At 60.0% G+C, this 17,299-nt stretch carries 15 protein-coding genes and 2 tRNA genes; 11 read left to right on the plus strand and 6 right to left on the minus strand.

Annotated elements, in window-relative coordinates:
• Positions 1-98 precede the first annotated feature (98 nt).
• The 5 genes from murI to hemA are packed head-to-tail and all read right to left on the minus strand — an operon-like array spanning position 99 to position 4,828.
• Positions 99-890, minus strand: coding sequence for a glutamate racemase (gene murI / locus AB9L16_RS21490; protein WP_375122680.1), 792 nt, complete (start codon positions 888-890; stop codon positions 99-101).
• Entirely contained in the window at positions 883-1,638 is a 756-nt protein-coding gene (locus AB9L16_RS21495) for a molybdopterin-synthase adenylyltransferase MoeB (protein ID WP_375122681.1), read from the minus strand. The genes murI and AB9L16_RS21495 overlap by 8 nt, the downstream gene beginning before the upstream one ends.
• A complete protein-coding gene (prmC, locus tag AB9L16_RS21500; RefSeq protein WP_375122682.1) occupies positions 1,632-2,462 on the minus strand; it encodes a peptide chain release factor N(5)-glutamine methyltransferase in 831 nt (276 codons plus the stop codon). Before prmC ends, AB9L16_RS21495 begins: the two co-directional genes overlap by 7 nt.
• Complete coding sequence (gene prfA / locus AB9L16_RS21505; protein ID WP_016773210.1) at positions 2,463-3,545, minus strand: peptide chain release factor 1; 1,083 nt, start codon at positions 3,543-3,545, stop codon at positions 2,463-2,465. It abuts the gene before it with no gap.
• Positions 3,542-4,828 (minus strand): glutamyl-tRNA reductase, encoded by a 1,287-nt coding sequence (gene hemA, locus AB9L16_RS21510; protein ID WP_016773209.1) that lies wholly within the window; start codon positions 4,826-4,828, stop codon positions 3,542-3,544. The genes prfA and hemA overlap by 4 nt, the downstream gene beginning before the upstream one ends.
• Before the next feature lie 182 nt (positions 4,829-5,010).
• Between hemA and AB9L16_RS21515 the strand changes: the two genes are divergently transcribed.
• The 8 genes from AB9L16_RS21515 to ychF all read left to right on the plus strand — a co-directional run bounded on the left by AB9L16_RS21515 (position 5,011) and on the right by ychF (position 11,933).
• Positions 5,011-6,735, plus strand: a complete 1,725-nt coding sequence (locus AB9L16_RS21515; RefSeq protein ID WP_252876892.1) for a tetratricopeptide repeat protein — start codon at positions 5,011-5,013, stop codon at positions 6,733-6,735.
• 3 nt (positions 6,736-6,738) lie between these two features.
• Positions 6,739-7,356 carry a lipoprotein insertase outer membrane protein LolB gene (lolB, locus tag AB9L16_RS21520; RefSeq protein ID WP_016773207.1) on the plus strand — a complete coding sequence of 206 codons (618 nt, stop codon included), beginning with the start codon at positions 6,739-6,741 and terminating at the stop codon, positions 7,354-7,356.
• Positions 7,357-7,359: 3 nt separating this feature from the next.
• Positions 7,360-8,211 carry a 4-(cytidine 5'-diphospho)-2-C-methyl-D-erythritol kinase gene (ispE, locus tag AB9L16_RS21525; protein WP_136492711.1) on the plus strand — a complete coding sequence of 284 codons (852 nt, stop codon included), beginning with the start codon at positions 7,360-7,362 and terminating at the stop codon, positions 8,209-8,211.
• Between the two features lie 37 nt (positions 8,212-8,248).
• Positions 8,249-8,323: transfer RNA gene (locus AB9L16_RS21530), tRNA-Gln, on the plus strand.
• A 45-nt stretch (positions 8,324-8,368) separates the two neighbouring features.
• Positions 8,369-9,310: a ribose-phosphate pyrophosphokinase gene (locus AB9L16_RS21535; RefSeq protein ID WP_003171603.1), complete on the plus strand. Its 942-nt coding sequence runs from the start codon at positions 8,369-8,371 to the stop codon at positions 9,308-9,310.
• Positions 9,311-9,451: 141 nt separating this feature from the next.
• Positions 9,452-10,054: a 50S ribosomal protein L25/general stress protein Ctc gene (locus AB9L16_RS21540; RefSeq protein ID WP_056790308.1), complete on the plus strand. Its 603-nt coding sequence runs from the start codon at positions 9,452-9,454 to the stop codon at positions 10,052-10,054.
• A 171-nt stretch (positions 10,055-10,225) separates the two neighbouring features.
• Positions 10,226-10,810, plus strand: coding sequence for an aminoacyl-tRNA hydrolase (gene pth / locus AB9L16_RS21545; RefSeq protein ID WP_016773203.1), 585 nt, complete (start codon positions 10,226-10,228; stop codon positions 10,808-10,810).
• A 22-nt stretch (positions 10,811-10,832) separates the two neighbouring features.
• Positions 10,833-11,933 carry a redox-regulated ATPase YchF gene (gene ychF / locus AB9L16_RS21550; RefSeq protein WP_016773202.1) on the plus strand — a complete coding sequence of 367 codons (1,101 nt, stop codon included), beginning with the start codon at positions 10,833-10,835 and terminating at the stop codon, positions 11,931-11,933.
• A 182-nt stretch (positions 11,934-12,115) separates the two neighbouring features.
• Here the strand turns inward: ychF and AB9L16_RS21555 are convergent, their stop codons facing one another.
• Positions 12,116-13,333 (minus strand): MFS transporter, encoded by a 1,218-nt coding sequence (locus AB9L16_RS21555; RefSeq protein WP_375122683.1) that lies wholly within the window; start codon positions 13,331-13,333, stop codon positions 12,116-12,118.
• A gap of 432 nt (positions 13,334-13,765) precedes the next feature.
• Between AB9L16_RS21555 and AB9L16_RS21560 the strand changes: the two genes are divergently transcribed.
• The 3 genes from AB9L16_RS21560 to AB9L16_RS21570 all read left to right on the plus strand — a co-directional run bounded on the left by AB9L16_RS21560 (position 13,766) and on the right by AB9L16_RS21570 (position 17,297).
• Positions 13,766-15,823 (plus strand): methyl-accepting chemotaxis protein, encoded by a 2,058-nt coding sequence (locus AB9L16_RS21560; protein WP_095181651.1) that lies wholly within the window; start codon positions 13,766-13,768, stop codon positions 15,821-15,823.
• A 115-nt stretch (positions 15,824-15,938) separates the two neighbouring features.
• Positions 15,939-16,015 (plus strand) — tRNA-Met (locus AB9L16_RS21565).
• A 226-nt stretch (positions 16,016-16,241) separates the two neighbouring features.
• On the plus strand, positions 16,242-17,297 hold the full coding sequence (locus AB9L16_RS21570; RefSeq protein ID WP_375122684.1) for an S-type pyocin domain-containing protein: 1,056 nt from the start codon (positions 16,242-16,244) through the stop codon (positions 17,295-17,297).
• Positions 17,298-17,299: the final 2 nt, after the last annotated feature.

The raw sequence follows: 17,299 nt of genomic DNA on the forward strand, positions 1-17,299 counted from the left end.
TTTCCGGAACGATCGTTTGGTTTTTAGTTGCTGCTGTCGCTATAGAAATCCGCGCTTGGTCAGAAGTTCAGCGTTTTTTTAGTTATTTCACATTTTTTTTACAAGTCGAAGTTTTGCACATTCGACGCAGTTTGGCCCAGCAACGGTAGGATTTTTCTGAGAGATTGCGGATCGCCGCTGGTCCAGAACTTCACCGGCTGGCTCGGACGTTGCGCCAGCAGATCACGCTCGGCGAGCAAGCGTTGCAACTGCCGGGCCACGGCATCTCCGGTATCGATCAGGCTGACATCGTCGGCGATCATCGACCTGAGTAGCGGCTTTAGGAAGGGATAATGGGTACAGCCAAGAATGATCGTGTCGCAGTTTTGCGCCAGCAATGGAGCGACGTAACCTTGCAATAAAGTGCGTAATTCGGCGCTGTGCAGATCACCCGTTTCGATCAGTTCGACCAGTCCCGGACAGGGCTGGGTGATGACTTTTATGTCAGCCGCGAAGCGATCGAGCAACGCGGCAAACTTCGCGCTCTGCAACGTGCCGGTCGTGGCCAGGACGCCAACCACGCCGCTTCGTGTGGCCGCTGCGGCCGGTTTGACCGCCGGTTCCATGCCGACAATCGGCCAGTCGGGGAAATCGCGACGCAGATCGGCAACCCCCGCCACGGTCGCGGTATTGCACGCCAGCACCAAAGCTTTGGCCCCCTGCTCGCGAAAAAACCTGGCCATCACGCTGCAACGCTCGCGGATGAATTCCGGGGTTTTCTCGCCGTAAGGAATGTTCCCGCAATCGGCGACATAAAGCAGCGATTCGTTGGGCAGCAAGCGCTGGATTTCGCCGAGGACCGACAAGCCGCCGACCCCGGAATCGAACACGCCGATCGGCGCTTCACGCATGGCGGGCGCCACAGACGCTGCAGCCCGGATCGCGCTTGACGCGAAGCTCACGGAATCGCGAGCCCAAGGCGTCGATCAACAACAGTCGCCCCACCAATGGTTCACCAAAGCCGACCAGAACCTTCAACGCTTCGAGCGCCTGCAAGCTGCCGACCAGACCGACCAATGGCCCGACCACGCCGGCCTCGCTGCAGGTCAGTTCGGCTTCACTGCCGTGACCGTACAGGCAGTGATAGCAAGGGCTGTCGGCACGTCGTGGATCGAACACCGACAACTGCCCTTCTAGACGAATCGCCGCGCCACTGACCAGTGGCTTGCACGCGGCAACACAGGCGGCGTTAACCGACTCGCGGGTAGAGAAGTTGTCCGAGCAATCGAGCACCAGATCCACCGCCGCCACCGCTGCACCGAGAGAATCCTCGTCCAGCGCCTGGCGATGGGCGACCAGTTGAATTTCCGGATTGATCGCGCCCAGGCGCTTGAGCGCCGAGTCGACCTTGGACATGCCGACACTGTCGGTGTCGTGAATGATCTGCCGTTGCAGATTGGTCAGATCGACCGTGTCGAAATCCGCCAGATGCAATTCGCCGACGCCCGCCGCTGCCAGATACAACGCCACTGGCGCGCCGAGGCCGCCGAGGCCGACGATCAGCACGCGGCTGGCCTTGAGCTTCAGCTGCCCGTCGATGTCGATGTGTTGCAGCAGAATCTGCCGGCTGTAGCGCAGCAATTCCTGATCATTCAGCACGGCAGGCGCCCCAGACTGATGCGTTGATGGCCGCCCAGATCGGTGCGGCTGTGGACTTCTTCAAAGCCACGAGTGAGCAGCAGATCACGCACGGCTTCGGCCTGATCATAGCCGTGTTCGAGCATCAGCCAGCCGCCGGTTTCAAGATAATCCGGCGCCTGCGCAACAATCAGACGCAGATCATCGAGACCATCTTCACCGGCGACCAGCGCACTGGCCGGTTCGAAGCGTACATCGCCCTCGACCAGATGCGGATCGGCGGCGGCAATGTACGGCGGGTTGCTGATGATCAGTTGAAAGCGCTGGCCTGCAAGTGCGCTGAACCAATGGCTGTTCAGCACCGTAGCGTTGTTCAGGTGCAGACGCTGGCGATTGCGTTCGGCCAAGGCCACGGCTTCAAGCACACGATCCACGGCAGTGACTTTCCACGCCGGGCGTTCGCTGGCCAAGGCCAAAGCAATCGCGCCACTGCCGGTGCCCAGATCAAGAACCTTGGCCGGAGTTGCCGGCAGCAGCTCAAGGGCTGCCTCCACCAGCAATTCGGTGTCAGGACGCGGAATCAGCGTGTGCGGCGCGACTTCCAGATCCAGCTTCCAAAAGCCCTGCTGGCCGAGAATGTAGGCCACCGGTTCACCGCTACGCCGCCGTTGCAAATACTCGGCAAAGGTCAGCGCCGCTTCACTCGGCACGATGCGCTCGGGCCAGGTATGCAGGAAGCTGCGCGACTTGCCCAGTGCGGCGGCGAGAAGCAATTCAGCGTCCAGACGCGCAGTCGGCGAGTCCGGCAACTCGGCGGCGCGCAACAGGCTGGCGATGATGGTCATTTATTCACCTATCGCTGCGAGTTGGTCAGCCTGATATTCGGCCAGCAAGGGCTCGATCACGGCTTCGACGCCACCGGCGAGAATTTCATCCAGCGAATACAGGGTCAGGTTGACGCGATGGTCGGTGACCCGGCCCTGGGCATAGTTGTAGGTGCGGATACGCTCGGAACGATCACCGGAGCCGACCAGCAACTTGCGCTCACTGGCAATCGCGTTGGCCGCCGCTGCGTTTTGCTGATCGTTGAGCTTGGCCGACAGCCACGCCATCGCCCGGGCACGGTTCTTGTGCTGGGAGCGCTCTTCCTGGCATTCGACGACAGTGCCGGTCGGGATGTGGGTAATGCGGATCGCCGAATCGGTGGTGTTGACGTGCTGACCACCGGCCCCGGAGGAACGGTAAGTGTCGACGCGCAGATCCGCCGGGTTGATCTCGATCGCTTCGCGCTCGTCCGGCTCCGGCAACACTGCCACGGTGCACGCCGAGGTGTGGATCCGGCCCTGGGATTCGGTGGCGGGTACGCGCTGAACGCGGTGCGCGCCGGACTCGAATTTCAGCTTGCCGTAAACGTTGTCGCCTTCAATGCGCGCGATGACTTCTTTATAGCCACCGTGTTCGCCTTCGTTTTCCGAGAGGATCTCGACGCGCCAGCCACGCCGCTCGGCATAACGCGAGTACATGCGGAACAGGTCGCCGGAGAAGATCGCCGCCTCGTCGCCACCGGTGCCGGCGCGGATTTCGAGGAAGACGTTGCGCCCGTCATTCGGATCTTTAGGCAGCAACATGCGCTGCAGATCGGATTCCAGCGTGACCAGCAACTCCTTGGCTTCGCGAACTTCTTCCACGGCCATTTCGCGCATGTCCGGGTCGTTATCCTTGAGCAGCGCCTGCGCGCCTTCAAGATCGCTTTGTACGCCGAGCAGCTTTTTATAGGCGGCCACTACCGGTTCGAGTTCGGCGTACTCCTTGGAATAGGCGCGGAATTTGGCCTGATCGGCAATGACTTCACCGTCGCCGAGCAGCGCGGTCAGTTCCTCGAAACGGTCCTGGAGAATGTCCAGCTTGTTGAGCAGTGACGCTTTCATTGCGGTTTTTTATCCGAAAAACTATCCGGTGAGCCCTCAAGGGCAAAGAGTTCCTGGGCCATGGCCAGCGCATCGAGGCGGCCTTCGGCAGACAGCTTTTTCAATTGCACGCTGGGCGCATGCAAGAGTTTGTTGGTCAGGCCACGGGCCAGTTGCCCGAGCACGTCTTCGGCGTTGCCGCCGTTGGCCAGCAGACGCAGGGCTTTTTGCAATTCCTCGTCACGCAAGCGTTCGCTCTGTTGACGATAGGCCTTGAGCACATCGACTGCCGCCAGTTCGCGCAGGCGCACCATGAAATCGTCGGCGCCGACCGAGACCATCTCCTCCGCCGCTTGCGCAGCGCCCTGACGGCTCTTGAGGTTCTCGGCGACCACTTCGTGGAGATCGTCGACGCTGTACAGATAAACGTCGTCGAGCTCGCCGACTTCCGGTTCGATATCCCGCGGTACGGCAATGTCGACCATGAAGATCGGCTTGTGCTTGCGCAGCTTCAGCGCACTTTCCACCGCACCCTTGCCGAGGATTGGCAACTGGCTGGCGGTCGAACTGATGACGATGTCGCTGCGCACCAGTTCCGCCGGAATGTCCGAGAGCAGCACCGCGTGAGCGCCGAACTGCTCGGCCAACTGACTGGCGCGCTCCAGCGTGCGGTTGGCGACGACGATGCGCTTGACCCCCAGCTCATGCAAATGGCGCGCGACCAGCGTAATCGTCTCGCCGGCACCGATCAGCAGCGCCTGGCTGCGTTGCAGATCGCTGAAAATCTGTTTCGCCAGGCTCACTGCGGCAAACGCCACCGACACCGGGTTCTCGCCGATCGCAGTATCGGTACGCACCTGCTTGGCGGCATTGAACGTCGCCTGAAACAACCGCCCCAGCAGCGGACCGATGGTGCCGGCCTCGCGGGCCACGGCGTAGGCCGATTTCATCTGACCGAGAATCTGCGGTTCGCCCAGCACCAGCGAGTCGAGCCCGGAGGCGACGCGCATCATGTGACGAACAGCCGCATCGTCTTCATGCACATAAGCACTGGCGCGCAGCTCGTCGAGGCTCAGATGGTGATAATCGGCCAGCCAGCGCAGCACGACATCGGCCGAGAGCTGATCCTGTTCTATATAAAGCTCACTGCGATTGCAGGTGGAGAGGATCGCGGCTTCGCGGCTGTCGGTCAGTCGGCAGAGCTGCTGCAAGGCCTCCACCAGCTGCTCAGGGGTAAAGGCCACGCGCTCGCGGACGTCTACTGAAGCAGTCTTGTGGTTAATACCGAGTGCAAGGAAGGCCATTCAAGGTCGCTGGTGGTGACGTGAAGCCGGCAATTGTCCTACTTCGAAAGATTCAGAACAACTACCGCTGACTATTGTCCCAATCGTCAGCCCCTATAATGGCCACAATTGAGTCTCGGTTATGTTTGGCCGAAGGCTTGTGTCATGATGATCCGACCGCAGGTTAGTCGTCCTCTTCCTATATGAATAGATCTTCCGCGTTGCTCCTCGCTTTTGTCTTCCTCAGCGGCTGCCAGGCCATGGCGCCCGTTGCGCCGGACGGCACCCCGCCGGTCGAAGACACCACGCCCGCACCTGAAAAGCCCAAGGTTTACGGCTCGTTCAGCGAGGAAACCGTGTTCAGTCTGCTGAGCGCCGAACTCGCTGGCCAGCGCAATCGTTTCGACATTGCCCTGGACAATTACGTGACCCAGGCCATCAACACCCAGGATCCGGGCGTTTCCGAGCGTGCGTTCCGCATCGCCGAATATCTGGGCGCCGATCAACCGGCCCTCGACACCGCGCTGATCTGGGCCCGCAATGCCCCGGACGATCTCGAAGCGCAACGCGCCGCTGCCGTGCAACTGGCCCGCGCCGGGCGTTACGACGACTCCATGGTCTACATGGAGAAAGTCCTGCAGGGCAAGGGCGACACCCATTTCGATTTCCTCGCGCTGTCGGCCGCCGACACCGATCAGGAAACCCGCAACGGCCTGATGAAAAGCTTCGACCGTTTGCTCCAGCGCCACCCGAACAACAATCAGCTGATTTTCGGCAAGGCTCTGCTGTTGCAGCAGGACGGCGACAATCAAGGCGCACTGACTCTGCTCGAAGACAACCCACCGGAAGATGGCGAGATCGCACCGATCCTGCTGCGCGCGCGCCTGCTTCAATTGCTCAACCGTGGCGACGAAGCGCTGCCGCTGTTGCAGAAAAGCATCAGGAAATACCCGGAAGACAAACGCCTGCGCCTGACTTACGCGCGCATGCTGGTCGAACAGGACCGCATGGACGACGCCAAGGCCGAATTCTCCACGCTCGTTCAGCAATACCCGGAAGACGATGAACTGCGTTACTCGCTGGCACTGGTGTGCCTGGAAGCCAAGGCGTGGGATGAAGCCAAGGGCTATCTGGAAGACCTGATCGCTCGCGAAAGCCACGTCGATTCAGCGCATCTGAATCTCGGCCGGATTGCCGAAGAACGCAATGACCCGCAAGGCGCGCTCATCGAATACGCCCAGGTCGGCCCGGGCAATGACTATCTGCCGGCACAGCTGCGTCAGGCCGATATCCTGATGAGCAACGGCAAAACCGTCGAAGCGCAGAGCAAGCTGGCGGCCGAGCGTGACGAGCAACCGGATTACGCGATCCAGCTGTATCTGATCGAGTCGGAAACCCTGTCGGCCAATAAACAGGACGACAAGGCCTGGAAAGTTCTGCAACAAGCGCTGCAGAAATACCCGGACGATCTCAATCTGCTCTACACCCGCGCCATGCTCGCGGAAAAACGCAATGATCTGGCGCAAATGGAGAAAGACCTGCGCCTGATCATCAAGCGCGACCCGGACAACGCCATGGCGCTGAATGCGCTGGGCTACACCTTGTCCGATCGCACCACCCGCTACGCTGAAGCAAAAACGCTGATCGAGCAGGCGCACCAGATCAACCCGGAAGACCCGGCAGTTCTCGACAGCCTCGGCTGGGTGAACTATCGCCTGGGCAATCTGGACGACGCGGAGAAATACCTGCGCCAGGCGCTCGAGCGTTTCCCTGACCACGAAGTCGCCGCGCACCTTGGCGAGGTTCTGTGGGCCAAGGGCAATCAGCGCGAAGCCAAACAAGTGTGGGGCAAGTTCCTCAAGGATCAGCCCGACAGCACCATTCTGCGCAGCACCATCAAGCGCCTGACCGGATCCGAGAATCTTTAAACCATGCTTTTGCGCCACGTTATTGTTTTCAGCTTCATCGCCCTCCTCGCCGGCTGCTCGGGCTTCGGCACTCGCGAATCGGTCGAGGGCCACGGCAGCCCGGCCCAGTGGGCGGCGAATAAACAGCAACTGACCGGCCTCGATGGCTGGCAGATCGACGGCAAGATCGGCATCCGCGCGCCGAAGGATTCCGGCAGCGGCACGCTGTTCTGGCTGCAGCGTCAGGACTACTACGACATTCGCCTGTCCGGCCCGCTGGGTCGTGGCGCGGCGCGCCTGACCGGGCGCCCGGGCAAGGTATCGCTGGAAGTCGCCAACCAGGGCCGCTACGAATCGCAATCTCCTGAAGCCTTGCTCGAAGAGCAACTGGGCTGGAAATTGCCGGTGTCGAATCTGGCCTGGTGGGTTCGCGGCCTGCCAGCGCCGGAAAGCAAGAGTCGCTTGAACCTGGACGCCGACAGTCGCCTGGCCAGCCTTGAGCAGGACGGCTGGAAAGTCGAATACACCGCCTACACCGAACAGAATGGTTATTGGCTGCCCGAGCGCATCAAGCTGCACGGCACCGATCTCGACGTGACGCTGGTGATCAAGACCTGGCAACCGCGCAAGTTGGGGCAATAAAGCATGACCGCTGCACGCCTGACCCTGCCCTCGCCGGCCAAACTCAACTTGATGCTGCACATTCTCGGTCGCCGTGAAGACGGTTATCACGAATTGCAGACGCTGTTTCAGTTCCTCGATTATGGCGATGAAATCACTTTCGCCGTGCGCGATGACGGCGTGATTCAGCTGCACACCGAGTTCGCCGGCGTGCCCCACGACAGCAACCTGATCGTGCGCGCGGCGAAGATGTTGCAGCAACAGTCCGCCTGCGCGCTCGGTATCGACATCTGGATCGACAAGGTGCTGCCCATGGGCGGCGGCATCGGTGGCGGCAGTTCGAATGCGGCGACGACTTTGCTCGGCCTCAACCATCTCTGGCAGTTGGGCTGGGATGAAGATCGTCTGGCGGAACTGGGCCTGTCACTCGGTGCCGACGTACCAGTGTTCGTCCGTGGCCATGCGGCATTTGCCGAGGGCGTCGGCGAGAAACTGACCCCGGTCGACCCCGAAGAACCGTGGTATCTGGTGCTCGTGCCGCAAGTCGCTGTTAGTACGGCAGAAATTTTTTCCGATCCTTTGTTGACACGTAACACACCGCCCATTAAAGTGCGCCCCGTTCCCGAGGGAAACAGTCGAAATGACTGCTTGCCGGTGGTAGCAAGGCGTTATCCAGAGGTACGTAACGCATTGGATTTGTTAGGTAAATTTACCGAAGCAAAGCTCACCGGAACTGGAAGTTGTGTGTTTGGGGGCTTCCCAAGCAAAGCTGAAGCTGATAAAGTCTCGGCCCTTCTGACAGAGACCCTTACAGGGTTTGTAGCGAAAGGAAGCAACGTTTCGATGTTGCATCGCAAGCTGCAAAGTCTGCTCTAAAGGAATCAAGTGCCCGGCACTTGAAAGCAACAGATACAGGGGCGTCGCCAAGCGGTAAGGCAGCAGGTTTTGATCCTGCCATGCGTTGGTTCGAATCCAGCCGCCCCTGCCATTTTCTCTACTCATCCAGGTTACCCTCAGCCTCTAGGTACTGCGCGTGTCCAAGATGATGGTCTTTACGGGGAATGCCAACCCCGATCTGGCTCGGCGTGTCGTACGTCAGCTGCATATCCCTCTCGGTGACATCTCTGTCGGCAAGTTTTCCGACGGCGAAATCACAGCCGAGATCAATGAAAACGTTCGCGGTAAAGACGTCTTCATTATTCAGCCGACCTGCGCTCCGACCAACGATAACCTGATGGAACTGGTAGTGATGGCTGATGCCTTCCGCCGCTCCTCAGCTACTCGTATCACTGCTGTTATTCCTTATTTTGGTTATGCCCGTCAGGATCGCCGTCCGCGTTCCGCACGTGTGGCTATCAGCGCGAAAGTCGTTGCTGACATGCTTACCGTAGTCGGCATCGACCGTGTTCTCACGGTTGATCTGCATGCTGACCAGATTCAGGGCTTCTTCGATATTCCGGTAGATAACATCTACGGCTCCCCGGTTCTGGTGGATGACATCGAAGATCAGCGCTTCGAAAACCTGATGATCGTGTCCCCGGACATTGGTGGCGTCGTGCGTGCACGGGCTGTTGCCAAGTCGCTGGGCGTCGATCTCGGGATCATCGACAAACGCCGTGAGAAAGCCAATCACTCTGAAGTGATGCATATCATCGGTGATGTCGAAGGGCGTACCTGTATTCTGGTCGATGACATGGTCGATACCGCCGGCACCCTGTGCCACGCGGCCAAGGCCCTGAAAGAGCATGGCGCAGCCAAGGTCTTTGCCTACTGCACACACCCTGTGCTGTCGGGCCGGGCCATCGAGAATATCGAAAATTCCGTGCTGGACGAGCTGGTGGTCACTAACACCATCCCGCTGTCCGCTGCAGCACAAGCCTGTGCACGTATCCGTCAACTGGATATCGCACCGGTTGTTGCCGAAGCGGTTCGCCGCATCAGCAATGAAGAATCGATCAGCGCGATGTTCCGTTAAGGGCCCTGCCCTTCGCGAAATGTCTCGTTGACGAAAAGCGCCCCGCCCCGGCATTCCTGTCGGGGCGGGGCTTTTTTGCCCATACCGTGTTCGGCGCTGGTCGCAAACGCCACTCGGTCATGGCTATTTTGGAGATACAAAATGAACGATTTTACTCTGAATGCTGAAGTGCGTTCCGACCTGGGGAAAGGTGCGAGCCGCCGCCTGCGTCGTCTCGCCGCTCTGGTTCCAGCTGTTGTTTACGGTGGCGACAAAGCCCCTGAATCCATCAGCATGCTGGCCAAAGAAGTTGCCAAACTGCTCGAAAACGAAGCGGCTTACAGCCACATCATCGAGCTGAACGTTGGTGGCACCAAGCAGAACGTCATCATCAAGGCGCTGCAGCGTCACCCGGCCAAAGGCCACGTGATGCACGCTGACTTCGTACGCGTTGTTGCCGGCCAGAAACTGACCGCCATCGTGCCTGTACACTTTGTTGGCGAAGAAGCTCCAGTGAAGAAAGGCGGCGAAGTTTCGCACGTTGTTGCTGAAATCGAAGTGACCTGCCTGCCAAAAGATCTGCCTGAGTTCATCGAAGTCGATCTGTCGAAAGCAGAAATCGGCACCATCATTCACCTGTCGGACCTCAAAGCTCCTAAAGGTGTTGAGTTCGTTGCTCTGGCACACGGCGATGACAAGGCTGTTGCCAACGTCCACGCTCCACGTGTTGCTGCAGAACCTGCCGAAGAAGGCGAAGCAGAGTAATTCACTCTGTCATGCCGGAGTGAGCAAGTAACATCGCGGACTGGAACGTAGCGAGAAAGCGGGCGAGAACGCGGAGTTTACATCCATGGTAAATGAGCATTTTTCGTCCACTTTCGCCGCTTTCCCCGATCGGGGCGATGTTATCCACCACTCCAAGGAAGGGCCCCTATCGTGACTGCCATCAAACTGATCGTTGGCCTGGGAAATCCAGGCGCTGAATACGAACAGACCCGGCATAACGCAGGGGCCCTTTTTGTTGAGCGCATCGCCCACGCACAGAATGTGAATCTTGTGGCCGATCGCAAATATTTCGGCCTGACCGGGCGCTACTCGCATCAGGGTCAGGATGTTCGTCTGCTGATTCCCACCACCTACATGAACCGCAGCGGCCAGGCCGTGGCGGCACTCGCCGGTTTCTTCCGCATCAAGCCTGAAGAAATCCTCGTGGCGCATGACGAACTCGACTTGCCTCCGGGCGTTGCCAAGCTCAAGCAGGGCGGCGGCCATGGCGGTCACAACGGGTTGCGCGACATCATTGCGCAACTGGGCAATCAGAATACGTTCTACCGTCTGCGGCTTGGCATCGGCCACCCGGGCGTTGCCAGTATGGTTTCAAATTTCGTCCTGGGTCGTGCGCCACGCGCCGAACAGGAAAAACTCGATGCCAGCATCGACTTTGCCCTCGGCGTGCTGCCGGATATCCTCGCCGGGGAATGGAACCGCGCGATGAAAAACCTGCACAGCCAGAAGGCCTGACTTTTACCCGAGGGGAAACACCATGGGATTCAATTGCGGCATCGTCGGCCTGCCTAACGTCGGCAAGTCCACCCTGTTCAACGCCCTGACCAAATCCGGTATCGCGGCGGAGAACTTCCCCTTCTGCACCATCGAGCCGAACAGCGGCATCGTGCCGATGCCGGATCCGCGCCTGGAAGCGCTGGCGGCCATCGTCAATCCCAAGCGCATCCTGCCGACCACCATGGAATTCGTCGACATCGCCGGCCTCGTCGCCGGTGCCTCGAAAGGTGAAGGCCTGGGCAACAAGTTCCTGGCCAACATCCGCGAAACCGACGCTATCGCTCACGTGGTGCGCTGCTTCGAAGACGACAACGTGATCCACGTGTCCAACAGCGTCGACCCGAAACGCGACATCGAAATCATCGACCTTGAACTGATCTTCGCCGACCTCGACAGCTGCGAGAAACAACTGCAGAAAGTCGCGCGCAACGCCAAGGGCGGTGACAAGGACGCCGTGGTTCAGAAGGCTCTGCTCGAGCAACTGATCGCGCACTTCACCGAAGCCAAACCGGCACGCAGCCTGATGAAGAACATGAGCGCGGATGAGAAAGCCGTGATCAAGGGCTTCCACCTGCTGACCACCAAGCCGGTCATGTACATCGCCAACGTTGCCGAAGACGGTTTCGAGAACAACCCGCACCTGGACGTGGTCAAGGCCATCGCCGAAGAAGAAGGCGCCATGGTCGTTCCGGTGTGCAACAAGATCGAAGCGGAAATCGCCGAGCTCGATGATGGCGAAGAGAAGGACATGTTCCTCGAGGCCCTGGGCCTGGAAGAGCCTGGCCTGAACCGCGTGATCCGCGCCGGTTACGAAATGCTGCACCTGCAGACCTACTTCACCGCCGGTGTCGAAGAAGTCCGCGCCTGGACCGTCAAGGTCGGTGCCACCGCACCACAGGCCGCCGGCGTGATCCACACCGACTTCGAAAAAGGCTTCATCCGTGCCGAAGTCATCGCCTACAACGACTTCATCCAGTACAAGGGCGAAGCCGGCGCCAAAGAAGCCGGCAAGTGGCGCCTGGAAGGCAAGGATTACATCGTCAAGGACGGCGACGTGATGCACTTCCGCTTCAACGTCTAAGCAACAGCCGCACAAGAAAAAGCCGCGTTTGATACGCGGCTTTTTTGTGCCTGAAATTCAGTGACTGAGTACATTTCCCTGTGGGAGAGAGCCTGCTCGCGAATGCGGCGTGTAAGCTAAGCATTCGTCAACTGACCCACCCATTCGCGAGCAGGCTCGCTCCCACAGTTCGATTCGTCTGTTCAGGCCTTTCTGGTACGCGGTAAAAAGACCGCCAACACACCAAACAACGGCAGGAATGAGCAAAGGAAATACACGTACTCAATCCCGTGCACATCCGCCAGATGCCCGAGCAGCGCCGCGCCAATCCCGCCGAAACCGAACATCAGGCCGAAGAAAATCCCGGCAATCATCCCGACATTACCCGGCACCAGTTCCTGCGCGTACACCACGATCGCCGAGAATGCCGACGCCAGAATGAAGCCGATCACCACGCTGAGAATGCTGGTCCAGAACAGATCGACATGCGGCAGGATCAGGGTGAATGGCGCCACCCCCAGGATGGAAAACCAGATCACTGCCTTGCGCCCGATCTTGTCGCCAATCGGTCCGCCGAAGAACGTCCCCGCCGCCACTGCGCCCAAAAACAGGAACAAGTGCAATTGTGAACTCGCCACCGACAGGTCGAACTTCTCGATCAGGTAGAAGGTGAAGTAGCTGGTGAAACTGGCCATGTAGAAATATTTGGAGAACACCAGCAGCCCCAGGACCACCAAAGCACTGGTCACCCTGCCCTTCGATAAGCCGTGCGTCGCGGCTTGGCCGGCCTTGAGCTTGAACAAGTTGAGGTGATTGGCGTACCAGCGGCTGATGCGGTACAGCACGAACAGCGCAAACACCGCGAACAGACCGAACCACGCCACATTGCCCTGGCCGAAGGGAATGATGATCGCCGCCGCCAGCAATGGGCCGAACGCGGAGCCGGCATTGCCGCCGACCTGAAAGGTCGATTGCGCCAGACCAAACCGGCCGCCCGAGGCCAGCCGCGCAACACGCGAGGCTTCCGGGTGAAAGGTCGACGAGCCGATACCAATCAGCGCCGCCGCCAGCAGAATCAATGGGAAGCTGCCGACCACCGACATCATCAGAATGCCGATCAAGGTACACACCGTGCCCGCCGGTAACAGCCACGGTTTGGGGTGGCGATCAGTGTGATACCCGACCCACGGCTGCAACAGAGACGCGGTCAACTGGAAGGTCAAGGTGATCAGGCCGACCTGGGTAAAGGTCAGGCCATAGTTGGCCTTGAGCATTGGGTAGATCGACGGCAGCACCGACTGGATCAGGTCATTGATCAGATGCGCCAGCGCCACCGCGCCAATGATGCGCATCACCAAGGGGCTGCTTTGCGGAGCAGCGGTCGCCGAGGCAGCGGCGGTCTGGACGTTGCTGATAGCCATGGAAAATTCCGGACAGCAGATGGGTGCCCGCAGGCAGGTGCGTCAATGTGCCATTTTTCGGTGCGCTCGCGCTATCCCCTTAGCCAGCTAACTAACCAACATTCCTATCTCGCGTAGGAGCTGCCGAAGGCTGCGATCTTTTGATCTTGCTTCTAAGCATCAAAGTCAAAAGATCGCAGCCTTCGGCAGCTCCTACAGGGGATCGCTGGTGGCGAAGGTGATAGCTCAACGCCATGGTCTGAATCTTGCCTTGCTTCTGCCCTTGAACACGATCGCCTTACAAAGGCGCTCGACAATGGGAAGTTTCGCTACAGAGCCGGCCTACAGAGCGGGCGAGGGTGAACTTTCGAGGCCTTTTAGAGGGCACGGGTCGTGAGCCAACAGCTCGCGATGCACGCCAATGGTGCGTGGTGTCCAGAGGAGTCATGAGGCATGCAGGCTTTCCTTTCGCCGGGGATCAAATTGCTGGGGCGGTTTGGCTTCGCAGGTAAATTCCAATTGTTGTTTCTGCTGTTCATTCTGCCGCTGGCCGGCAGCCTGTTGATGATAGGCCATGACTATCGCGAGAAGCTCAATCTGATCTCGGGCGAACGTGCCGGCGTGCGTCAGCTGCTCGCGCTGGATGCGCTGGACAACCTGCTCGCCGCTCAACGCGACCGCGCCGCCCGCTGGCGCGCCACCGAGACCAATCGTCAGCCGACACCGGCCACTCTCGCCGCCATGGCCGCCTTCGACGGCGTGCAACCGGCGGTGCTGCAAGCCACCACGGAGCTGGGCAATGCCCTGAACCAGCAAGGCGCCGACGGCGCAATCCTCGAGCGCTTTCAGGCGCTGCAAACCGCACTCAATGGCCTTGATTCGAAAAGCTTGAGCAGTGTCGGCTGGTGGCCGGACGGTTATGACCGCTTCACCAATGCCTTGGGCGCGCTGCAAGCCTTGCGCGAGCAGATCGTCATGGACAATCGCCTGACCCTTGCACCGTGGCTGGAAACCTACCTGCTGACGCAGATTTCCACGCAGCACGCGCCGGACCTGATCGAGCGGGTCGGCCGTCTCGCCGCAGTCGGCCAGGCTTCGGTCGTCTCCGGCCAGTTCACCCTGCAGAGCCGCTTGCAGTTGCGCGACCTGCGCAGCCGCATCGGGGACGCCCGCGAGCAACTGGTGAAAACCGCCGGCCTGCTGGAGGCGCGTCTGCCAGCCGAGCTGCAAGCCTGGGCCGGCCAGTATCACGACAGCCTGAAACACCTCGACAGCGGCCTGAAAGTCCTCGACGACGGTGTGTTTGGCGGCAGCATCAACCTAAAGCCAGAGGACTTCGAACGCAGCCTCGACGCGCTGCTCACCGACCTCGCTTCCCTGCGCCAGCAATCCCTGGTCGCGCTGGATCAGCGGCTCGATGCGTATTACAGCTCGGCGATCCGCCAGTTCATTGTTGTCGCCGCAATCTTCGGTTGCCTGCTGTTGGCCGCGTTATACCTGTTCGTTTGCCTGCAAGCCTCGATCCGCCGTAGCGCCAGCGGCATCACCTTGCTAGCCGAAGCCTTGCGCGACGGTAACCTGAGCCTGCAAGTGCCGGTGGTGGGGCGCGATGAGCTGGCAGCGATCAGCACCGCGCTCAACGTCGCTGTGGTGCAATTGCGCAGCAGCATGCTCGGCGTCGACCACGAGACCTCGCAGTTGAGCAACGCGGTGCGCAGCCTCAACCAACACTCCAGCGGCGCCCTGAGCGAAGTCGAAGCGCAGCAATTGCAGATCAGCCAGATCGCCGCTGCCGCCACGCAATTGGCCGCCACCTCGCAAGGCGTCGCGCAGAGTTGCGAACAGGCCTCCGGCAGCGCCCAGCAAACCCGGCGCATCGCCGCCGACAGCAGCCGCGACAGCCAGCGCACCACGGCGAGCATTCAGCAGCTCAATCAGCGCCTGAACGACACCGCCGCCGCGCTTGGCCGGGTCAGCGAGCAAGGCCAGCAGATTCAACTGGTCGTGGACACCATTCGCGGCGTCGCCGAGCAGACCAACCTGCTCGCGCTCAACGCCGCCATCGAAGCCGCCCGCGCCGGCGAACAGGGTCGCGGCTTTGCCGTGGTCGCCGACGAGGTGCGCAGCCTCTCGCAGCGCACGCAATCGTCCACCGCGCAGATCGCCGGCACCGTCGACAGCCTGCGCGCCACGGTCAACGAAGCGGTAAGCCTGATGGAAGCCGCCTGTGGTCAGGCGCAATCGGATGCCGAAGCGGTCACCGGACTCGGCGAACGCCTGGGAGAAATCGCCAGCGCCGTACAGAGTGTCACCGACACCCTGGCGCAAATCGCCACAGCGGTTGAAGAACAGGCCAGCACTGCCGACGAAGTCAGCGGCAATATCCAGCAGGTCGATCAAGCGGCGGTGCGTTTGCTTGAAGGTGCACGCGCCGTAAACCTCGCGGCGGACACCTTGAGCCAGGGTAGCGAGGCCCTGAGCGCCAATACCGCCAGATTCCAACTGCGCTGACGCCCTCCCCGGCCCCGATTTTCGGGGCTGGAGGATAAGCAGTTGAAAACAGGAAGAAATATTTTCGATTTACGCTTGACGCTTTGCCATTTCAGGGGAATAATGCGCGCCACTTGGCTACATAGCTCAGTTGGTTAGAGCATAGCATTCATAATGCTGGGGTCCGGGGTTCAAGTCCCTGTGTAGCCACCAAGTACTAAAAACGGCTTACCGAAAGGTAGGCCGTTTTTTTATGCCTCGAGAAAAGTCCTTTTCCTCCCGCTCCCTGCATGCAATTCAGATGCCTCCGTAAGAAAAAAGTAGATCTCTGGTACGAAACGGATCTTTCGTAGCATCAGCCACCTGTCGCTCTCTCCCCGAATCGCTCCTATACCGACAAGCTCCCCTGGCTCGATTCAGCGCCATACAGGGAGTTGGCATGCCTCAATACAAATACCTTCTCGACGATGACTGGTTATTAAATCCGTATAGCGGTGGCAGGGCCTGGTTTACTTTGCTTCCACCGAAAGCGCCGGAGCCGGTGTACATCGAGAAGGATGAGTGGCCTGCGCCCAAGCCACGCGAAGACAGGGTCTTTGCCAAGTCCTGCACGCCGGACAACTGGTGTCGCACGGACGCTGGCACTGCCGAGGAGCCAGCCAGCAACTTCGGCAAGATCATGGTCGCCGGCGCCATGCTCATGCCCTCCGCCAGTACCGCGGTCGCGACGGCGATAGGTGCTGACCTGGCTTTGGGGCGTCTGGCCGGCGGCGGGATTTTGCAACAGCGCCTGAACTGGGCCATCCGTGGCGCCGGCGGGCCGGCCAGCGTCTTTGTGCTGGGAATGCTGCCGAGCAAAATGGCCGACGGCACGCTTCACACCGACGAAGAACTACGCCGCATGAGCCGCGCCACCACGCGCGTGCGTTTCCAGTTTCGTCGTGATGCCGAAGGTGTTCTGCGGGTCTACGGCATCCACTCCGGCGCCTCTGGCGACGACGCCGTACGCACGGTGAACGTCAAGTGGAACGCCGACAAGACCGCCATGGAGGCCAAGCTCAACGGCATCACCATTCTCTGGACGCCGCAGCGCGGGCCGTTGGGGTCGATGCCTCCGCTGGTTTATCCCGACCACGGTGAGGCACTCGACCCGATCCTCGTCCACCCGATCCCGGACAACACCGATAGCCAGATTGAGGGTCTGCCGGGCGAGGATGTAACGGCCGAGGATTGTATTCTGGTGTTCCCGGCGGACACCGGGCTGAAGTCGTTGTATGTGGTTTATTCAAGGCCGGCGAGGCAGACGCCTGGGATCGTTACGGGGGTGGGTGAGGATGTGGCGGGGATATGGCTTGCGGGGGCTGATTCGGACGTGGGGGTTCCGATTCCAACAGACGTTGCCAACTCTCTACGAGGACGAGAATTCAAAAACTTCGACTCATTCAGAGCAACCTTTTGGAAAACTGTTGCAGAGTCAACATCGGGGGGGAGTTGATT

It is taken from the genome of Pseudomonas sp. LW8, assembly GCF_041956865.1.
In the GTDB taxonomy this organism is placed as follows: Bacteria; Pseudomonadota; Gammaproteobacteria; order Pseudomonadales; family Pseudomonadaceae; genus Aquipseudomonas; species Aquipseudomonas siliginis.

Bases quoted from the DNA above. Each gene is read 5' to 3' on its own strand.
- AB9L16_RS21515 (WP_252876892.1), top strand. From the start codon at position 5,011: ATGAATAGATCTTCCGCGTTGCTCCTCGCTTTTGTCTTCCTCAGCGGC.
- ispE (WP_136492711.1), top strand. From the start codon at position 7,360: ATGACCGCTGCACGCCTGACCCTGCCCTCGCCGGCCAAACTCAACTTG.
- AB9L16_RS21540 (WP_056790308.1), top strand. From the start codon at position 9,452: ATGAACGATTTTACTCTGAATGCTGAAGTGCGTTCCGACCTGGGGAAA.
- AB9L16_RS21555 (WP_375122683.1), bottom strand. From the start codon at position 13,333: ATGGCTATCAGCAACGTCCAGACCGCCGCTGCCTCGGCGACCGCTGCT.
- AB9L16_RS21560 (WP_095181651.1), top strand. From the start codon at position 13,766: ATGCAGGCTTTCCTTTCGCCGGGGATCAAATTGCTGGGGCGGTTTGGC.
- hemA (WP_016773209.1), bottom strand. From the start codon at position 4,828: ATGGCCTTCCTTGCACTCGGTATTAACCACAAGACTGCTTCAGTAGAC.
- lolB (WP_016773207.1), top strand. From the start codon at position 6,739: ATGCTTTTGCGCCACGTTATTGTTTTCAGCTTCATCGCCCTCCTCGCC.
- ychF (WP_016773202.1), top strand. From the start codon at position 10,833: ATGGGATTCAATTGCGGCATCGTCGGCCTGCCTAACGTCGGCAAGTCC.
- AB9L16_RS21570 (WP_375122684.1), top strand. From the start codon at position 16,242: ATGCCTCAATACAAATACCTTCTCGACGATGACTGGTTATTAAATCCG.
- murI (WP_375122680.1), bottom strand. From the start codon at position 890: ATGCGTGAAGCGCCGATCGGCGTGTTCGATTCCGGGGTCGGCGGCTTG.
- prmC (WP_375122682.1), bottom strand. From the start codon at position 2,462: ATGACCATCATCGCCAGCCTGTTGCGCGCCGCCGAGTTGCCGGACTCG.
- prfA (WP_016773210.1), bottom strand. From the start codon at position 3,545: ATGAAAGCGTCACTGCTCAACAAGCTGGACATTCTCCAGGACCGTTTC.